At 55.5% G+C, this 18440-nt stretch carries 13 protein-coding genes; 5 read left to right on the plus strand and 8 right to left on the minus strand.

Annotated features, from left to right (window positions below; all coding sequences use genetic code 11):
* The first annotated feature begins 382 nt into the window (after window positions 1–382).
* Window positions 383–1963 carry an AAA family ATPase gene (locus tag FJ147_11315; GenBank protein ID MBM4256468.1) on the plus strand — a complete coding sequence of 527 codons (1581 nt, stop codon included), beginning with the start codon at window positions 383–385 and terminating at the stop codon, window positions 1961–1963.
* Between the two features lie 49 nt (window positions 1964–2012).
* Here the strand turns inward: FJ147_11315 and FJ147_11320 are convergent, their stop codons facing one another.
* Both FJ147_11320 and FJ147_11325 read right to left on the minus strand, forming a co-directional pair.
* Window positions 2013–2543 carry a hypothetical protein gene (locus tag FJ147_11320; protein ID MBM4256469.1) on the minus strand — a complete coding sequence of 177 codons (531 nt, stop codon included), beginning with the start codon at window positions 2541–2543 and terminating at the stop codon, window positions 2013–2015.
* Window positions 2432–8308: a hypothetical protein gene (locus FJ147_11325; GenBank protein MBM4256470.1), complete on the minus strand. Its 5877-nt coding sequence runs from the start codon at window positions 8306–8308 to the stop codon at window positions 2432–2434. Before FJ147_11325 ends, FJ147_11320 begins: the two co-directional genes overlap by 112 nt.
* Window positions 8309–8486: 178 nt before the next feature.
* Between FJ147_11325 and FJ147_11330 the strand changes: the two genes are divergently transcribed.
* Entirely contained in the window at window positions 8487–9455 is a 969-nt protein-coding gene (locus tag FJ147_11330; protein ID MBM4256471.1) for an alpha/beta hydrolase, read from the plus strand.
* Window positions 9456–9537: 82 nt separating this feature from the next.
* Here FJ147_11330 and FJ147_11335 read toward each other — a convergent pair whose 3' ends face one another.
* Window positions 9538–12924, minus strand: coding sequence for an ATP-grasp domain-containing protein (locus FJ147_11335; GenBank protein MBM4256472.1), 3387 nt, complete (start codon window positions 12922–12924; stop codon window positions 9538–9540).
* A gap of 148 nt (window positions 12925–13072) precedes the next feature.
* Between FJ147_11335 and FJ147_11340 the strand changes: the two genes are divergently transcribed.
* Both FJ147_11340 and FJ147_11345 read left to right on the plus strand, forming a co-directional pair.
* Window positions 13073–13312 (plus strand): AbrB/MazE/SpoVT family DNA-binding domain-containing protein, encoded by a 240-nt coding sequence (locus FJ147_11340; protein ID MBM4256473.1) that lies wholly within the window; start codon window positions 13073–13075, stop codon window positions 13310–13312.
* Window positions 13312–13707 carry a type II toxin-antitoxin system death-on-curing family toxin gene (locus tag FJ147_11345; protein MBM4256474.1) on the plus strand — a complete coding sequence of 132 codons (396 nt, stop codon included), beginning with the start codon at window positions 13312–13314 and terminating at the stop codon, window positions 13705–13707. Before FJ147_11340 ends, FJ147_11345 begins: the two co-directional genes overlap by 1 nt.
* Here FJ147_11345 and FJ147_11350 read toward each other — a convergent pair.
* Window positions 13704–14123, minus strand: coding sequence for a Zn-ribbon domain-containing OB-fold protein (locus FJ147_11350; GenBank protein ID MBM4256475.1), 420 nt, complete (start codon window positions 14121–14123; stop codon window positions 13704–13706). The genes FJ147_11345 and FJ147_11350 overlap by 4 nt on opposite strands.
* A 233-nt stretch (window positions 14124–14356) precedes the next feature.
* Window positions 14357–15541, minus strand: a complete 1185-nt coding sequence (locus FJ147_11355) for a thiolase family protein (GenBank protein MBM4256476.1) — start codon at window positions 15539–15541, stop codon at window positions 14357–14359.
* A 207-nt stretch (window positions 15542–15748) separates the two neighbouring features.
* Here FJ147_11355 and FJ147_11360 point away from each other — a divergent pair, with 207 nt between their 5' ends.
* Window positions 15749–16882, plus strand: coding sequence for an amidohydrolase (locus FJ147_11360; protein MBM4256477.1), 1134 nt, complete (start codon window positions 15749–15751; stop codon window positions 16880–16882).
* Window position 16883: 1 nt separating this feature from the next.
* Here FJ147_11360 and FJ147_11365 read toward each other — a convergent pair whose 3' ends face one another.
* Genes FJ147_11365 through FJ147_11375 form a run of 3 tightly spaced genes read right to left on the minus strand, consistent with a single transcriptional unit; the run spans window position 16884 to window position 18100 of the window.
* Entirely contained in the window at window positions 16884–17354 is a 471-nt protein-coding gene (locus tag FJ147_11365; protein ID MBM4256478.1) for a type II toxin-antitoxin system VapC family toxin, read from the minus strand.
* Entirely contained in the window at window positions 17336–17572 is a 237-nt protein-coding gene (locus tag FJ147_11370) for a hypothetical protein (protein MBM4256479.1), read from the minus strand. Before FJ147_11370 ends, FJ147_11365 begins: the two co-directional genes overlap by 19 nt.
* Window positions 17573–17623: 51 nt before the next feature.
* On the minus strand, window positions 17624–18100 hold the full coding sequence (locus FJ147_11375) for a hypothetical protein (GenBank protein ID MBM4256480.1): 477 nt from the start codon (window positions 18098–18100) through the stop codon (window positions 17624–17626).
* Window positions 18101–18440 lie beyond the last annotated feature (340 nt).

Raw genomic sequence — 18440 nt, forward strand, 5'->3', positions numbered from 1 at the left:
ATGTAGCGGTTTCACGGGCTTTTCGGTGAAGTGTCTTCGTGTTCGTTGTTTGGTGCACCGGAGCGCGTAGCGCGCTGGCGCTTGGGCCCACCTTCCTCGCTCGCTGACTAGGTGCCATCGGAGCTGGTATACCTACTTGCGGCTTTGCCGTTGCTTTCTTCATAGTACCGCCTCCGTACATCATGGACCGTACTGTACCACGCCCTCGTCGTCCCAACCAGTACAAATCATAGACCATGATGAACACCCCGAGAAAGGCAAAAATAGAAGAACCTCACGTGAGGAAGCGTTGTACGGATTCCTTGTAATCGTTGGCCATTGCTCTCCCTCCCCTCAGCCGGTTCCCTTTTCTCCGCTACTGTGGCCTGCTACGCTTGCCGGCATGGAGCGTTTCTTTAACACTGCAGGGCCGATCAATCCGCAGGATCATTATTGCCTCTCGCCGCTGGAGCGCATCAGGCTTGAAGAGCTCCTGCCGTTGATTGCGCAAAAGAAATACTTCGTGCTCCATGCGCCCCGGCAAACTGGCAAAACCTCGGTTCTCCTCGCGCTCATGCATGCGCTCAACGCCCAGGGGCAGTACCGTTGCGTCTATATCAATGTCGAGCTGGCGCAATCTGCACGCGAGGATGTTGCCGGAGCCATGCGCGCGATCCTTGGCCAACTCGCTTCACGGGCGCGGATTGCTCTCTCTGATCCGTTTGTTGACACTCACTGGCCAGACATCTTTGCGACGTTGGGTCCGCACGGCGCGCTCGACGAAGTCTTAACCCAATGGGCAGCACACAACCCCACGCCGTTGATTCTGCTGATCGATGAAATTGATGCCTTGGTGGGCGATACGTTGATTGCGGTCTTGCGCCAACTGCGCGGCGGATACGACAAACGTCCCCAGCACTTCCCACAGAGTGTGATCCTGTGCGGCGTCCGCGACGTGCGCGATTACCGTATTCACTCCGCAGCGGAGAAAGCGATCATCACCGGTGGCAGTGCGTTCAATATTCGCGCCGAGTCGTTGCGGCTCGGTAATTTTTCGCGTGCGGAGATGGAGGCGCTCTATGCCCAACACACCAGCGAGACTGGACAGGTGTTTACCCCGGAGGCGCTCGCCCAGTGCTGGGACCTGACCCAAGGGCAACCGTGGCTCGTCAATGCCTTAGGGTACGAGTGTTGTTTTCGTATGAAGGAAGGACGCGAACGCTCACGTGCGATCACCCGAGAGCTTGTCGATATAGCAAAGGAAGCGTTGATTCTGCGCCGTGAGACCCATCTCGATCAACTAGCCGACAAATTGCGCGAGGAGCGGGTGCAGCGGGTGATTGGCCCCTTATTGGCTGGAGAAGAGACACCAGACAATATCCCCGTCGATGATCTTGAGTACCTGCGCGACCTGGGACTGGTGGGACTAAGTGCACCGCTGGCGATCGCCAACCCCATCTACCGCGAAGTCATCCCTCGTCAGTTGATTTACACCACCGAACAAATGACAGCACACGAAACCGCATGGTACGTGCGCGCCGATGGTACCCTTGATGTGAACAAGCTGTTACATGCGTTCCAGGAGTTCTTTCGCGAGCACGCCGAGCATTGGGTCGAGCGCTTTCAATACAAAGAGGCGGGCCCGCAGTTACTCTTGCAAGCGTTCTTGCAGCGGGTCGTCAACGGTGGTGGGCGGATAGAAAGAGAGTATGGCTTAGGGAGACGCCGCACGGATTTGCTGATCCTGTGGCCACATAGTGGAGGAGTCCAAAAGGTCGTGCTCGAACTGAAGGTGCTCTATAAGACTCTGGCGACGACAGTGGCTACCGGTCTCGAACAGACCTGGGAGTATTTGGACCGCTGTGGTGCTGAGGAAGGTCATCTGATCATTTTTGATCGTACAGCGGGCAGAGCGTGGGAAGAGAAGCTCTTTACACGCATAGAAACGGTGCGCGGCAAAATGATCACCGTATGGGGAATGTAATGTCGCCGCGAAGGAGAAGGACGTCGCTGTGTAGGCGAGTGCGGTGAGATCAGAACTCCCACGTCACTGACGAATGTAGAGAAGGAACATACGAGCAAAACGTACCGGTCTTCATTGTCTGGTTGAGATACTGCCCAAGGGCAGGATGTACGTCCGCGACTCGGGTGATCGCGGTACGAATCGCACGGGTGACATTAACGCGAGCACGTTCTTGGGGTGAAGCGGCTTTACGCGCCCGTCCGCGGAGCCCGACGGCACCCATGAGTTCTTGGGTGACAAACTCCAGTTCGTCTTGCAGCTTTTCTATCCGACCGACGTCATTGAACTCACGTGCTTCTTCGAGTTCGGCCTCGATCTCTTTGAGTCGCTGTCGGTATTCGGCTTTGGCTTGAGGATCAAGTATTTCCCCGGCATCGGTCAGTCCTGAGACGTGGACGGTCGCCAGGGCTGGATCACGATGTTTACTGGTCAGACTCGCTGCCGCAAAGGAACTGGTGTCGAAATCAGGAGCATCCGCCGCAAGCGTAAGGGCGGCGATCTCTTGGTCTGGATGCTGTAGCAAGTAGGCGAGGTGCTGCATGCCACGAGTATCTTTGACACGGGCCGTGGTTCCTTGGAATACGATTGTCCAGTACTCGCCTTCGGAGCGGAACACTGAAGAGGACTGAGGACTGAGGGATGAGGACTGAGCAAGGACAAGTGGGACTTGGGACTTGGGGCTTGTGGGGAGGAGGAACCAGTCCCTAGCCCCCAACCCCTAGCCCCAGGTCCCTTGGGACCTGGGACTTTGGACTTTGGGCTTTCTCCGGTGCCGCCAAGCATAACAAGTAGTGTCTTCGCATCTTGCAAATCCTTAGTATCAAACCCTTCGGTAAACCAGTCGTAGACTTCCTGGAGCAATTCGCGAGCGTCAACACCTTTACCCTGATTCTGCCACAACCGCGCGAGGCTCATAGCCGCACGGAGTTCGAGGGACTTTGCGTGTTGGTGGCGGGCGATATCAAGGGCTTTGCGAAAATCAGCCTCCACTGCCTCCGCCACTCCATTTGGGACTGGGGATTTGAGACTAGGGGCTTGTGGAGGGGGAGAACTAGCCCCTAGCCCCCAGCCCCTAGTCCCTGCGAGCGCCAGCTCGCCTCTCAGGCGGTACAACTCTGCTTCCGACTGACGTTCGCCACTCTGTTCGACCAAAGCTAGCGCTTCGGTCACAGCCTGCACCCCTTCCTCGAACTGCCCCATCGCACTACAGGTCTCTGCCAACGTCGCAAGAAAATGCGTCCGCCCAAAATTCATCCCTACGGCACGCCACGTGTCTTGCGTCTGACGCATCAGCGCGAGCCCTTCGTCGTAATGTCCTTGCGCAGCAAGTGCCCATCCTCTCGTATGTGTCTCCATGGCGACGAAAGGTGTGAAGCCATGCGTCATTGACAGCGCAACGTTCTCCTCAGCTCGACTTTGCGTTGCCTGCGCTTCACGACGCACCTGATGCAGCTTGGCGGCAAACTGCAAGCACATCGCCAACGTAAACGGGTGTGCCTCTTCCCTCGCCAGCCGTAACGCCTCCTGACTCATCTGCAGCGCCTGGTCTGGATAGCCCAAAAACCATAAAGCCCAGGCACCATACCCAAGGCTTGAAATGCCGGGATGCCCGACAGACCAGCTTTGGTAGTTATAGTGCTGAGGAGTCAGTGCGATCCCATGCTCAAAATGTTCTAAGGCAGGCGTAAATTCTCCGGTGAAGAACCGTACTTGTCCCATGGCCATATATGCACCTACCAGCAGTGCTGGGTCTTGTAACTGCTGTGCCAAAGGTAGGAGTTGCTCTGCGAACTGTCGCGCTTTCGCGTACTCGGTACGGGTCATATAGAAGAGTTCTAACCCGCGTAAAGCGTGAAAACGCTGCGTCGTGGTCCCGATGTGCTCACTGAGGTCAAGAGCACGATGGTATGCTTGCCCAACCTGTGGGGCCACCCACCCCTGTAGCGTGATCAGTGGAATACCCAATGCCAATTGGAGACTGAGTTCCTGGCGCGCACGTTCAGGAGTATCGGGAAGGGTGCGGAGCAAAGCTAGCCCTTTGCTCAAATGACGGATGGCTTCGTGATGAGCTTGACGTCGTATCGCGGCTTCACCAGCTAATGCCAAATAATGGACCGTGCGCACATAGTCACCACCAGTTTCATAATGGGTCGCTAATTCATTGGCCAACCCCGCAGTGTGATCGCCAGCAAGCTGCTCTTTTCGCTCGCCCATCCGGCAGTGCAACTGCATGCGCCGCGCCTCTGAGATCCGCTCATAAATCACCCGTTGATACAGGGCATGAACAAACCCATACCGCCCACTCGTCGTATCATCAGCGAGTTGTTCGATCCCTGCCGAGCGCAGGAATTGCCTACGAGTCACTAAATGCGCACATTGTGCTTCAACCACTTCACGGGCCTGGTTCAATTCCGCCGCGAGAATCGCCACCGTAAATTCCGCCCCAGCGACACTGGCCACGTCGAGCAGGTGTTGCTCCTCAGGACGTAGACCCTCCAATTGGGTCGCGATGAGCTGCCGAAGGTTCTCGGGAACCTCCATTTGCAGAGTCGGAAGATCCTGGGTAATCCGCCACTGCGCACCATCTGGAACAACAATGCCCTCTCGCATGAGGTATTCCACAGTGGCAACCATGAACAACGGATTCCCATCCGTCCGTTGATGCAGTGCTTTGGCAAAATCTGGTGGCACCTCACCAAACCGTCCGCGCAGATAAGCGGCCACCGCAGCTTCTGGCAGCACCCCCAATGGCAACGCATCACAATGGCCGCGTCCTTGCAGTTCCTGAATAGCCTTCTTCAACGGATGGTCAGTCGTCATGACTTCCGCAGGCCGATACGTCCCGATGATGAGCAGTTGCGCTTGCCCCTGTCGTCGTAAGAGATAGGCCAGTAACTCTACGGTCGAAGGATCACTCCAATGCAGGTCTTCGAGCACCAAGACAAGCAGCCGCTGCGTACTCAACACCTCCAGGGCTTCAGCAAGTTCCCGCAACATACGCACACGCGTCGCAGTGGCCAGTGCGCGTTGCAGTTCTTCTCGTTTCGCAGCCGGAATCAAAGCGGGGAGTTGCGCTAACCAGGTTGGCGCATATTGCGCTAAAACCGCTGCGACCTCTTCTTTTCTTTGCTCTCGGCCCAGTCGTCCTAATGCTTCCAACACTGGCAAATAGGCTTCACCAGCGCCGTATTGTTCGACACATTGTCCGTGCGCCAGCCAGAGGTCAGTCTTTTGAAACGCTGGATGCTGGACACTAGACACGAGACTGGTTTTGACTTCAGACAAGAATGCATCAACCAACGCGGTCTTGCCGATGCCAGGTTCGCCGCTGAGAAAAACCGCTTGCCGCACCCCACTACGTGCTGTGGTCAAGTGATCCTGGAGAAATGCAAGTTGTGCTTCTCGGCCTACGAGGCTTGGGGTTAGGGGCTGGGGATTGGGGGTTGGGAGTTGGGGAAGGACAAGTGGGACTTGGGGTTTGGGACTTGGGGCTTGTGGGGAGGAGGGACCAGTCCCTAGTCCCCAGTCCCTAGCCCCAGATTCCTTTGGACTTTGGACCTTGGACTTTTGACTATCCGAAACACCGCCGAGTGTCACTAGCAGTGCCTTCGCTTCCTGTAAGTCCTGAGTGTCAAACCCTTCAGTAAACCAGTCGTAGACTTCCTGGAGCAACGCGCGGGCATCATCACGCTTGCCTTGCCCCTGCCATAGTCGCGCGAGACTCATCGCCGCACGGAGTTCGAGGGATTTCGCTTGCTGGTCGCGGGCGATGTCTAGGGCTTTGCAGAAAGCCCCTTCCACTTCCTCCGCCACCCCACTTGAGGCTGGGGGCTTGAGACTAGGGACTCGTGGAGAAAGAGAACTAGCCCCTAGCCCCCAGCCCCCAGCCCCTACGAGGAACAGCTCGCCTTGCAGTCGATACAACTCGGCATCATAGAACCGTTCTCCACTCCGTTGCCCAACCATCAACACTTCGCTGACAACCGCCAATCCTTCTTCGCTGTGCCCCGCGATCCCGCAAGCGTCGGCCAACAGCGCCATAAAGTACGGGATGCCAAGTTCTTGCCCACCCGCGCGGATCGCCGTTAATCCCTCTCGCAGCTGAGTGATCCCTTCCTCCGCCTTGCCTTGCCTGGCGAGGAGCCAGCCGCGCACCATGTGGCCCCAGGCGTATGGATACGCAAACCCTTGTTCGTGACTCAGTGTGAGCAGCCGAGTAACGCGTTGTTCAACAATAGAGACATGGCCGCATTCTTGAGCAACACCGATAGCGCCGTCTAAGGCAAATGCCTCACTGAGATCGTGCGAGAGTTCACGAGCGAGAGCCAGCCCTTTCTCACAGCTCAGCCGTGCCTGGTCAGGATAGCCCAGGCACCACAACACCCAACCAGCACGAGAGCGGCACACGACGCCAAGATCCTGAGCGAGATTAGAAACGTGTGGACTATGTTTGCCCGGATCGTAGACTATCAATCCTTGTTCAAGATAGCGTAGCGACGTAGCAAATTCTCCCAGGAAGTATGACCCATTTCCCAATGCCATATAGGCACGAAGCAACAACGCCGGATTCTGACTTTTCTGCGCGAGCGCGAGCAGTTGACCTACGAGTTCTGATGCCCTGTGCAAATCTCCCCGCAGTTCATACACCATCCCAAGGCCAAATAGCACCGAAGCCAGTTGTGGTGGCTCTCCCAAGCGTTGGCATAACTCGTATGCCCGGAGATGCGCATTTTCCATTTCGTTGAGAGAGGTTTTTCCTCCGATCGCATAAAGAGGGTTCGTGAGGGCAAGCTGGAGCCGCACTTCATGGGGTATGCGCTCCGGAGTGTCAGGCAGTGAGGTGAGCAGTTCCAACCCACGCTTGAAGTGAAGCAAGGCGTCTTGCGGTGCGCCAGAACGAGCCGCAGCTTCACCTGCTTGTCGACGATACTGTACGGCTTTGGCATAGTCTCGTCCGTGTTCGAAGTGCACAGCGAGTTCTGCGGCCACCTCTCGCGTGCGATCACCATAGGCGGCTTCTTTGCGCTCCGCGATCCGTCGTTGTAGCTGAATGCGACGAGGGCCTCCCACTCGTGTCGCAGTCACTTCCTGATACATGGCGTGGGTGAAGCTGTAACGCCCACTGAACGTACCATCGGGCCACTCTTCAACACCTTGGGCGCGGAGAAACTGGCCCGCGTGCGCAAGGCGCTCACATTCTGTTTCAAGCGCCTCAATATTTCCCGACAACCCAGCCGCTACTTCAGCTACCGAAAACTCCACGCCAACCACGCTGGCGACTTCTAGTGCGTGCTGATCCTCTTCGCTCAAGCGTTGCAGTTGATGCTCAATCAATTGGCGTAGCGTATCTGGAATGTCACCACCGACCTCCTGGAGCTTGTTTGCAGCAAGCGTCCACGACCCCATCTCATCCGTTACGATTGCGTGTTCAACCAGGTGCACGGTGTTCACCAGAAAGAGCGGATTCCCGCCGGTGCGTCGCACCAGTGTCGTCGTCAACACATCTGGTACCGAGAGCTGTCCAAAGCGCTTGCTGAGGTACTCGGTAATGGCCACTACATCGAGTGGACTCAGAGAAATCTCTTCGCATTGCTGGCGCGCCTGGAGCTCAAGCACGACCGCACGGAGTGGGTGATTACTTGCCAACACGTCCGCTGGGCGATAGGTACCAATGATCATAAGCTTGGCGGGTTCGCGCCGTTGCGCCGTGTACCGTAACCAGTCCAGGGTCGCGACATCACTCCAATGCAAATCTTCGAGGACAATGACCAGCCCGCGCTGCACGGTGAAGAGTTCCGCCGCTTGCGCCAACTCGCGGAGCATACGTTCGCGGCTGGTTTCTTGGACACGTTTCTGTAAAGCGGCATGGTCTGCAGGGTCGAGCAGTCCAGGCAACTGCAGGAGCAAATTCGGCGCATAGCGCTTGAGCGCCTCGATACGTCGATCTCGACTTGGTCCTCGACAGAGCCGGGCGACAACCTCCAGAAGTGGGAGATAGGCTTCGCCAACACCATACTGCTCGACACACTGCCCCGTAGCAGTCCGCACCTCCGGGCGACCGTGTAAGCTTTCGACAAAGGCATCGACCAGCGCGGTTTTGCCGATCCCTGGCTCGCCACTCACGAAGACGATTTGCCGTGCTCCGTCGCTTGCTTTGGCCCAGTAACGATGGAGCTGAGCCAACTCTCCTTCGCGACCCACGAGAACTGCTCCGGGTTGTCGGTTGCCCGAACCAGGTTGAGTAGCTGATGGTGTTTCGCTGTTGTGTGGTGCTACTGATTTGCGTGTGTTACCGAACCCCTCCACGCCACACCCCTTCTTCTATTCTTGTCGAAGAGACTAATCAGGTCAGCCGCGCGGAGTCAACAGAAGTCCCCCCTAGGGTCAATTCCGTGAGAAGCAGTGTAGCCGTTTGACACACTCTCGCGTATGCACTAGACGGGGAAAGGCTGAATACCCTCAATAAAAAAGAAGGAGGACAACAATGACAATGCGACATCGGCTCGATCCTGAACTCGTCGGTCCACTTGATGCGTGGCACAAGGTTACCCAGGGCGGAATTAACTTGCACAATATCCCGGCGGCCCGGAAGATGATGGACGATCTCTTTGCGCAACAACTTGCCAAAGCGACACCCATCGAAGGAGTTACTTCAGTCGACAAGAAAGTCCCCGGCCCAAAGGGCGATCCAGATGTCTTCGTGCGCATCTATCAGCCAACGGATCGTCCTGCCTCACTGCCAGCGCTGTTGTGGATTCACGGGGGTGGCTACGTGTTAGGGAGTGTCGAACGTGACGACTTGTTAGCAAAGCATCTCGCCAAAGTTGGGCAGTGTGTGGTTGCATCGGTGGAGTATCGACTGGCCCCGGAGCACCCGCACCCTGCGCCAGTGGAAGATTGCTATGCCGCGTTGAAGTGGCTGGCTGCGAATACGAAAGAACTGGGAGTGAATAAGTCGCGCATCGCTATTGGTGGCGCAAGTGCGGGCGGCGGTCTTGCTGCCGGTCTTGCGATACTCACCCGTGATCGAGCCGAGGTAGAACTGGCTTTCCAACTACTCATCTATCCGATGATCGATGATCGCAATATCGCGCCAGCCAGCGCGACAGCACCGGATACATACGTTTGGACGCGCGAGAATAACCTCATGGGTTGGCGTGCGTACCTTGGCAAAGAGCCAGGTGGTAAAGATGTGTCTCCGTATGCAGCGGCTTCGCGGGCAACGGATCTGAAAGGGTTAGCGCCTGCGTATATTCCCGTTGGTGACCTTGATCTGTTTTTGGATGAGAACGTCACCTATGCCCAACGCCTTTTGGCGGCAGGCGTGCCGACCGAGCTGCATGTGTATCCTGGTGCGTTTCACGGCTTCAATGGCTTTGTACCAAATGCAGGGGTCTCGCGCCGTTTCAATGGTGAACGGGATGAGGTGTTGAAGCGGATGTTGCATCGATAGAGAGAAGCTCATAGCGGTCAGCGCTCAGCTCTCAGCTTTTGGCTGACTGCTGATTGCTGATCGCTGATCGCCAACGTCTTGTCTACCACGAATCGATAAACGGATACTTCTTGGTCGTCCGTCGCGTTGCGACTGGCGTCGACCGCAATGAATGCGTGATCCATCGTCGTGTCTCTGCTGGGTCGATGACATCATCAAGGGCAAAGTGTGTGGCGACATTTAACGCTTTGCCACGCTGATATAAACCAGCGACCATCTCGTCGAATTTCTTCTTCCGTTCGACTGGATCGGCTATGGCCGCAAGGTCGTTGCGATAGCCCAGTTTGGCTGCACCTTCGAGTGCCATAGGGCCAAACTCACCGGTTGGCCAGGAGACGGTAAACACCGCAGCATCATCCGCTCCACCAGACATGGCGATAGCCCCAAGCCCATAGGCCTTGCGTAAGACAATCTTGAGAAACGGTACTTGGACATTGGCGCCAGCAAGAAACATACGCGAGGAGTGGCGGACCAGGGCGGTCTTCTCAATCTCTGGACCAACCATGATGCCAGGCGTGTCACACAGGTAGAGGAGGGGGATGTCAAACGCATCACAGAGCACGATGAAACGAGACGCCTTGTCAGCGCCATCACTGTCGATCGCGCCGGCCAGGTGCATTGGATTATTGGCTACCAAGCCAATCGCGCGTCCTTCGATGCGAATCAGCGCGGTGATCATCGTACGGCCAAAGTGTGGGCGTAGTTCCATGACTGACCTGGCGTCCGCGAGGGTTTCAATAACTTTGCGGATGTCGTACACGCGCAGGCGATTCTCAGGAATAGCTTTGCGTAACAGCCGTTGGTCAGCGCACTCATAGTGATTGAGCGAACCTTGAAAATACGACAGATACTGACGAGCAACCTGCGCCGCTTCTACCTCATCGGCGACCGCAATATCGACGACACCGCTGGGTTCTTGCACGCTCATGGGCCCGATCTGCTCGGGTCGGAAGATACCTAATCCGCCGCTCTCGATCATGGCTGGACCACCCATGCCGATATTGGAATCCTTGGTGGCGATTACTACATCACAACAACCGAGCAACGAGGCATTGCCAGCGAAACAACGGCCCGAGATCACTCCCACCAGCGGCACCAGTCCACTCAATCTTGGGAAATCAAAGAAGGTACGCGAACTGAAGTCACCATCTGTGTCACCAGGTCGACCCCCGCCACCTTCGGCAAACAACACCAGCGGAATACGTAGTTCCCGCGCTAACATGAACATGCGGTCTTTTTTGCGATGATTGAGATGTCCTTGGGTTCCGGCGAGCACAGTAAAGTCATATGCCAATACTGCCGCGTGGGCACGCTCTGGACCGAATAGATCAGCATTGATGGTTGCATGACCAACGACCATGCCATCGGCTGGCGTATTCTTAATGAGATCTTCCATCGTCCGTCGCCGACGTTGCGCGGCAACGCCTAACGCGCCGTATTCGACTAATGAATCGGGATCACAGACGGCTGCAATATTCTCACGCGCTGTGCGCTGGCCGGTCTTGCGGCGGCGAGCAACTGCCTCTGGCCGCGCTGCATCAAGTGTGACATTGTGTCGCTCGACTACCTCCGCGAGGTCTGGGCGAATGTAATCTAAGTCTACGTCAGCATTACTGACTGTGACTGCCGCATCAACCTGCTGTTCTTCGATGAAGATAAGCGGTTGCCCTTCGGCAACGGTGTCGCCTTTCATTGCCGTGGTTGCACGGACGATGCCACTTACCGGTGCGACGAGGACATGTTCCATCTTCATCGCTTCCATCACAATCAGTTGCTGACCTTTGACGACCGTAACGCCCTCTGCTGCATCGATCGACACAATCGTTCCTTGCATCGGTGCCCGCAAAGGAACAGTGTTCTCAGGTCCTTCAATGTCATAGCCCGGCATGGCCTGTATTGCTGGCGCTGGTTCCACTTCTTCAAGCTGCTGAGCGGCGGATCGTCCAAGATCAAGAATTGCCAGTGGGTCGCGATTATCGAGTTTCGTCCCGACGGTGCGTGTCTGCGCTTGTCGGGCATAGTAGAGTTGGCGATGCGCTGCTGATGTTGCGCCAGTAAGTTCGTCGAGCTTCTCTTCGATGAAACCGGTATGCAGTCGATTGGCGCGAAAGTCTGGATGCTGTAACAGCGCTTGCAAGAAACCCACATTCGTAGTTACGCCTTCGATACGGAACTTACACAAGGCGCGATAGGCCTTATTCACTGTTTCGGCAAAAGTTGGCAAAGGCGAATGGGCAATCAATTTCGCTATCAGCGAATCAAACCTCGGGTTTGTACTATAGCCAGCATAGGCGTAAGAATCGACGCGCAGGCCAGGCCCTGAAGGGGGCTCAAACACTGTCAGCGTGCCATTGGCCGGTTTGACCAAGCCATCGCTCGTCATCGATTCAGCATTGATGCGCAGTTGAATAGCATAACCGTGCGGCTTGATGTGATGGGAAGGGGCAAGTCCGACCACGTCAAGGGATTGGTCAGTGGCGAGTTGCAGTTGTGTCTTGACCAAATCTATACCGGTCACTTCTTCTGTGACCGTGTGTTCGACTTGCAAGCGAGGATTTGCTTCGATGAACGCAAAAGAAGTGGTATCACCATTTGTTGAGACCAGGAATTCAAACGTACCGAGGCTATTGTAGTTGACCTGTTGCGCCATGCGCAGCGCAGCAGCAACGAGTTGCTCACGTGTTGTAGCGTTGATTGACGGACTCGGGGCAATCTCGATCAACTTCTGATGTCGCCGTTGTACTGTGCATTCACGTTCCCACAAGTGCGTTACGTTGCCCGCATGGTCACCGATAATCTGCACTTCAATATGGCGGGCATGAGGCATGAAGCGCTCGACATACACATCACCATTACCAAAGGCTGCACGGGCTTCTGACTGGCAGCGAGTGTACGCCTCTTCGATTTCATCGAAATGACGCACCACCCGCATACCGCGCCCACCACCGCCAGCTACAGCTTTAATGACCATTGCTGCACCTGCTGGTCCGGACTGAAAGAAGGCTTTGGCATCGGCGAGGCTACTTGCACCTTCAGCACCAGCAAGGACCGGTACGCGGCATTGCGCGGCTAACTGCCGAGCGCGGACTTTATCGCCAAACAGTTCGAGCAACTTGGGTCGCGGACCAACGAAGGTAATACCTGCCGCAGCACAACGTCGGGCGAAATCGGCATTCTCGCTGAGAAAACCATATCCCGGATGAATAGCATCACAGCCAGCTTGTTGCGCGACTGTGACGATTTGCTCTGCATCGAGATATGCAGCTACACCGGCACTGCGCAGTTGTTGCGCTTCGTCAGCGCGAATGACATGCAATGACTTGGCGTCATCTTCAGAAAATATGGCAACGGTGGTCAGTCCGACTTCCGCTGCCGCTTCGATCACACGAATGGCAATTTCGCCACGATTGGCGATGAGCAGTTTCTTCATACTTGTTCGGTCATCCCTCTCTAAGCAATCCGGACACACCCTTTACGGTATTTCTCTGCGCTGCGCCACTGGTGTTTTGACAGGGCTTGGGCAGAGGCTTTGCTTGCTCGTCCAGTCCGCGTACAATCTGTTGTGAAAGGGGACTGTCATGTCACGTGAACGACTTACCGCGGTTGGTGAATCTGTAGCTTTGCTTCTATCGAAGGATGTTTTAGACCAACTCGGGATAACGGTTGGAGATGAAGTAGAGGTCTCTGTCCTCGATCGTACCTTATTACTCCAGCCACTTGATGAGGCCGATCGAAGCAAGCAACTAGAGACGCTCACCAAAAGCGTGTTTACGCGACGTGCGGATGCGTACGTCCGCCTAGCGAAGGGGCCGCAATAGTGGAGAGTGTCCTCTTGTTTCTTCGGCTGCATGAAGTGCTCGCCATTCATGCGCGTGGCATAGAAGAATTCGGCGGAACCCACGGCGTTCGCGATGCTGGGGCACTGGAATCGGCACTTGCGGCGGCGGAAAATCGCGCGTATTACGAGCAGGCGTCACTGACTATCTGTGCAGCGACCTATGCATATCATCTGGCCCAAGCGCACGCTTTTCTAGATGGCAACAAACGTGTTGCCGCCGCTGTTGCAGAAATTTTTCTTGAACTAAACGGCGGGCAATTACGAGCCACAAACGACGAGCTCGTCGATTTCTTTCTGGCGATCGCTGCTGGTCAAGTCGATCGCCAGAAAGTTGAGGAATGGTTTGTGCAACCTGTTGCTGTCAAACAAGTTTAGCAGGGTTTGAACTTCGGCAGTGTTACCTCGTCAGTTAGGGTGTCGAACCACAGCTCAACTGGCATGCCGATCTGTAGGTCATCAGGCGATATGCCTGTGACCCAGGTGGTGAGGCGCGGTCCTTCCTCCAATTCGACTACGACTGCTGCGTACGGGACGGATTCGGCAAAGGCTGGATCGAGCGCTTGATGAACCGTTGTCCAGCAGTAGACTTTGCCTTTGCCTTTGGTCGGTGCCCATTCCCATTTGAGGGAGTGACAACTCGTGCACATAGGGCGTGGTGGGTGACGCCAGGTGCCGCACTGCGAGCAGCGCTGAAAGCGTAATTCTTGCTTGTGGCACCAGTCGTAAAAGTCTTTGGTGTAGCCTTGCAGGATGGGAAGTCTAACGGTCTGTGCTTTGTTTTCGGTGCTCATTGTGAAAATCCTACTCTTCGAAAGATGTTCAACCTCTGCCACATCCCCTGGATTCCAGCTTTCGCTGGAATGACGAAGACGACTAGCCCGTCATTCCGGGCAAGGCCGTAGGCCGCGACCCGGAATCCGGAAGGTATTACCACAGGCCTGTGTTTAACATTCCGGGATTCCCGCTGGAGTTTATCCTGAGCGTAGTCGAAGGGCGGGCCTGACGACGGCATTCATACCAAGCGTTATCGCCGCAAAATCGCGATCGACCCATGCCCATGGCCACCCCAGCCAGTGACAACCCCTAGCTCAGCGTCCTTCACTTGTCGTGCCTCTGCTTCATGGCGCAGTTGTACGACAGCCTCAACGAGGTGATTCATACCGGTGTTGTGGGCTTGTGATAACAGACCACCGTGAGTGTTAACAGGGAGTTCCCCGCCCAGTTCGATGCGCCCGTTCTCAACAAAGGGACCACCTTCACCTTTCTTGCAAAAGCCCGCCGCTTCGATTTGCAAGATCGCCTGACCAGTGAAGCAGTCATAGACTTGGGCGAAGTCGATATCTTTGGGAGTGACCCCTGCCATCTCGTAGGCCCGTGGTGCGCAGAAATCGAGGCCTATTTTAAGAATATCGGGCCGATTAGGAATGTCGTGCGGAGGAAACGGGTGTCCTGACGTCACGCCTGAGACGTACACGGGTTGCTTGCGCAAATCTTTCGCGCGTTCCGCTGTGGTCATGAGCAGGGCGGCAGCACCGTCGGTTTCCAAGCAGCAATCCAAGAGTCGATACGGATAACTCACCCATCGTGATGAGAGATAGTCTTCTAACGTCATGGGCATACGCTTCATGAGCGCATTGGGGTGTAAATGCGCATGTTTACGCATCGCTACGGCTACGGCTCCTAACTGTTCGTGTGTGGTGCCATAGAGCTGCATATGCCGTTGCGCCATCCAGGCGTAATGTTGAGGGGGTGCACCGACACCAAAGGGGCCATAGTAATCGCGTATGGTCTCCGCCGCTTGTAATCCGGTCCCTGGGTCAGAGGTCAAGTTTCGCGCTTTGCGTCCAGAATAGAAGCGGCTACACAGCGGAATCAGCGCGTAGTTACAGATGCCGCTCGCGAGAGCGACAGCCGCAGATTCGACTGCAGAGACACACATCGCCCCGCCCATTTCTTGCAGTGACGTTGTGTAATGTAAATCTTGCAGTCCCAAGTTGGCGCAAAAGTCACCCGCAGTGCCGCCACTGCCAGCCCCGCTCGGTAGAATCACGGCATCAATCGCTTCAGGTTTGATACCCGCATCTTCTATTGCTCCCATAGACGCTTCCAACGCGAGTTCGAGCGCACTCTTTGGGGTACCGCGTGTATAGGCGGTTTCGCCAATGCCGACGATGCAGGTTTGATCGCGTAGATCGGTAATTTTAGGCATTGCTCATGCCTCCCACAGTTATTGAATCAGCAAGCGGTTGAGTCATCGCGCGATGGTATTGAAAAGTCAATGGCAACGTGGGAGCGCGACCGTCTCGGTCGCCCTTTTCGCAGGCGAGACGCCTGCGCTCCCAGGTTGCGTTCCCAGGTCGCGCTCCCGGCGGAAAGCTGGTAAGCACGGACTACTGCACCTTAAGGAGGGGCTACGATGTCAAACTACACCGTCATTTCCGCGGATTCACACTTTATCGAACCACCAAATCTGTGGACTGAGCGCCTTGATAAAAAGTATCGCGGTCAGGCTCCACATGTCGAAGAGAATGAGAAGGGCAGCTTCTTCGTTGCGTCAGGCATTAAACCTTCTCGGGTGTCACTGGGGTTCGCTGCGGGCCGCAGTGGCAAAGACCTTGGTGAATACTTCAAGAAGGCAGGCTTTGCCGCAGCGCCTCCGGGCGGCTGGGACCCAGTCGAGCGCGTCAAGGATCAAGATACAGACGGGGTTGTTGCGGAGGTTCTCTATACCACGTTTGGCATGCCGTTGTTTCGGCTGCAAGATGCAGATCTGCAACGTGCCTGTTTCAAAGTGTACAACGATTGGGTCGCTGAGTTCTGTTCACATAACCGCAAGCGGTTTCACGCGGTGGGCCTCGTGTCTCTCGAAGATCTCAATGCCGGCGTCAAGGAATTAGAACGTTGCGCAAAGCTCGGCTTGAAGGGCGCGCAGATTTGGGGAGCGCCACCGCCCGATCGTCCGTTCTGGACTGAGGAATATGATCCATTGTGGAAGGTCGCCGAAGAATTGCAGATGCCTTTGTCACTCCATCTTGCCACTGGGAAAGGGAGTGGGCGCGATGACCAGATGAAAGTGTCGCCCTCTGGCAAGCGACCGCCGTTCATGACGCGCAATTATGTGAACCACTTTCAAGAGATTCAACGTTCCTTTACTGACATCATCTTTGGTGGCGTGCTGGAGCGTTTCCCGAAACTTCTCTTGGTGTCCGCAGAAAACGACAGTGGCTGGTTCCCGCATTATCTGTATCGACTCGACCATGCCTACGAGAAATTCAACGCGATGTCGGATGACCCACTGCCGATGAAACCCAGCCTCTATGTGCGTCGTCAGGTGATGGTGACGTTTCAAGACGACCCAATTGGCCCGATGACCAGTGAATACTTTGGTGCTGACAACTACATGTGGGCGTCAGATTTCCCGCACTCTGACTGCACGTGGCCGCATTCACGAAAGGTGATTGACGATCAATTTGCCGGGCAGTCGGAGCAAACGCGCGACAAGATTGTCTGTAAGAATGTAGCGAAGTTGTATCGGATCGCGCTTAGCTGAATCACGCCTGAGTCTTGAGGTCGTCTAGTACGAGTACTCGAAGTTCTACCGTACGCTTGAGAGCTGCATCATTGGTCAAGAAGGCTTGGCAGCCAGCGGCCAGTGCTGCCGCGATTTGCAGTGCATCAGGGGCGCGGAAACGATAGCGAGCGCGCAAATCGGCTGCGCGCTCAGCGATGGTGGCATCAATAGGGAGCAGTGTGAAATTGCGGCTGTGAAGCAATAGGTCGCGATATTCCTGCTCGACTGTTGTGTTGCCTTTTTGTTTCGGCCGAGTAAGAACCTCGGTTAAGGTGACCATCGAGCTGTAGCCCCGCACTGCTCTTGTATCTACTCGGCGAACAAACTCACGTACAATATCCACATAGGTCGAATGACGTTCCACGAAGTAGATCAACGGAGCGGTGTCGAATCCGAGATCTGTGACACCGACCAAGGCATCGTCGACCTTGCTCATGGTCGATGATCCCATTCTTTGCGTAGCTCATTGACATATTCCTGCGCATCGATCTCTTGCCATAATTCAGCCCCAAGCCCCTCAAGTTCCAACAAACTTCGTTGACGTGGTTGTTCTGTTACGGTTGTTGTAGACAAGTCGCGGGCGATGATCTCCACCAAGCGCAGCCGTTCTGTAGCGGAGAGCAACTTGATTTGTTGTTCGTACACTTGCTCGGCAGTCGTTGTGCTCATTGATATACAACCTCGATACTTCTTCTACGATAAAGCTCATCAATGATTCGTTCAATGCTGTAAGCCTTCAATGGCCAATTCCTCAATCAGCATCTTCGCTTCTTGCAAGTCCTTGGTGTCAAACCCCTCGGTGAACCAGTTGTAGACATTGGACAACAGCTTGTGAGCTTCGGTTCGCTTGCCTTGTTGTTGCCAGAAGTGGGCGAGGCTAGTCGCAGCGCGGAGTTCAAGGGATTTGGCTTGCTGCTCCTGCGCAATCTCGATAGCTTTGAGAAAATATCCTTCCGCCTCCTGCGCCACCCCACGTGGGAATTGGGGCTTGAGACTTGGGGCTTGTGGGGAGGAGGACCCAACCCCTAATCCCCAACCCCTAGCCCCAGCGAGCGTAAGCTCGCCCTTGAGTCGATACAACTCCGCCTCGTAGAAATGCTCGTCATTTTTCTCTACTGTCGCCAGTGCCTCGGCGAGCACCAGCAGTCCTTCTTCCGGCTGTCCCACTGTGCCATACGCCAACTTATACTCTCTCATCTGTCACACGTCACGCTGCAAGCAGGCAACTTGGAGAAATCTTAGAACTTTCTCGGAACTTTCTTAGGACTTCCCTGTGTTTCTCCGCTACCGTTCTTTGCACATGCACGCCAGCGCTGCAAGAGAACACGGTTGCAAGATGCCGCATGTCTGGCACGTGGAGAGAGGAGGTGAGGTCCTAGGAATAACTGAGAACGCTATCTCTGACTGGTTAGGCATGGGCAAGAATTAAGTTACCGATTAAGAGCGAGGAAGAAGCGTATAGTTCCAATCGCCATGAAACTTACCGGGTTTGATATTGAGCGCTTGAAACTCATCGTCGGAGACCTGTAGGCCTTTG

This window comes from Deltaproteobacteria bacterium, from assembly GCA_016874775.1.
Classification (GTDB): domain Bacteria; phylum Desulfobacterota; class Binatia; order Bin18; family Bin18; genus VGTJ01.

Bases quoted from the DNA above. Each gene is read 5' to 3' on its own strand.
- FJ147_11315 (MBM4256468.1), top strand. From the start codon at position 383: ATGGAGCGTTTCTTTAACACTGCAGGGCCGATCAATCCGCAGGATCAT.
- FJ147_11360 (MBM4256477.1), top strand. From the start codon at position 15,749: ATGTCAAACTACACCGTCATTTCCGCGGATTCACACTTTATCGAACCA.
- FJ147_11365 (MBM4256478.1), bottom strand. From the start codon at position 17,354: ATGGGATCATCGACCATGAGCAAGGTCGACGATGCCTTGGTCGGTGTC.
- FJ147_11375 (MBM4256480.1), bottom strand. From the start codon at position 18,100: ATGAGAGAGTATAAGTTGGCGTATGGCACAGTGGGACAGCCGGAAGAA.
- FJ147_11370 (MBM4256479.1), bottom strand. From the start codon at position 17,572: ATGAGCACAACGACTGCCGAGCAAGTGTACGAACAACAAATCAAGTTG.
- FJ147_11355 (MBM4256476.1), bottom strand. From the start codon at position 15,541: ATGCCTAAAATTACCGATCTACGCGATCAAACCTGCATCGTCGGCATT.
- FJ147_11340 (MBM4256473.1), top strand. From the start codon at position 13,073: ATGTCACGTGAACGACTTACCGCGGTTGGTGAATCTGTAGCTTTGCTT.
- FJ147_11330 (MBM4256471.1), top strand. From the start codon at position 8,487: ATGACAATGCGACATCGGCTCGATCCTGAACTCGTCGGTCCACTTGAT.
- FJ147_11335 (MBM4256472.1), bottom strand. From the start codon at position 12,924: ATGAAGAAACTGCTCATCGCCAATCGTGGCGAAATTGCCATTCGTGTG.
- FJ147_11320 (MBM4256469.1), bottom strand. From the start codon at position 2,543: ATGCAGCACCTCGCCTACTTGCTACAGCATCCAGACCAAGAGATCGCC.
- FJ147_11350 (MBM4256475.1), bottom strand. From the start codon at position 14,123: ATGAGCACCGAAAACAAAGCACAGACCGTTAGACTTCCCATCCTGCAA.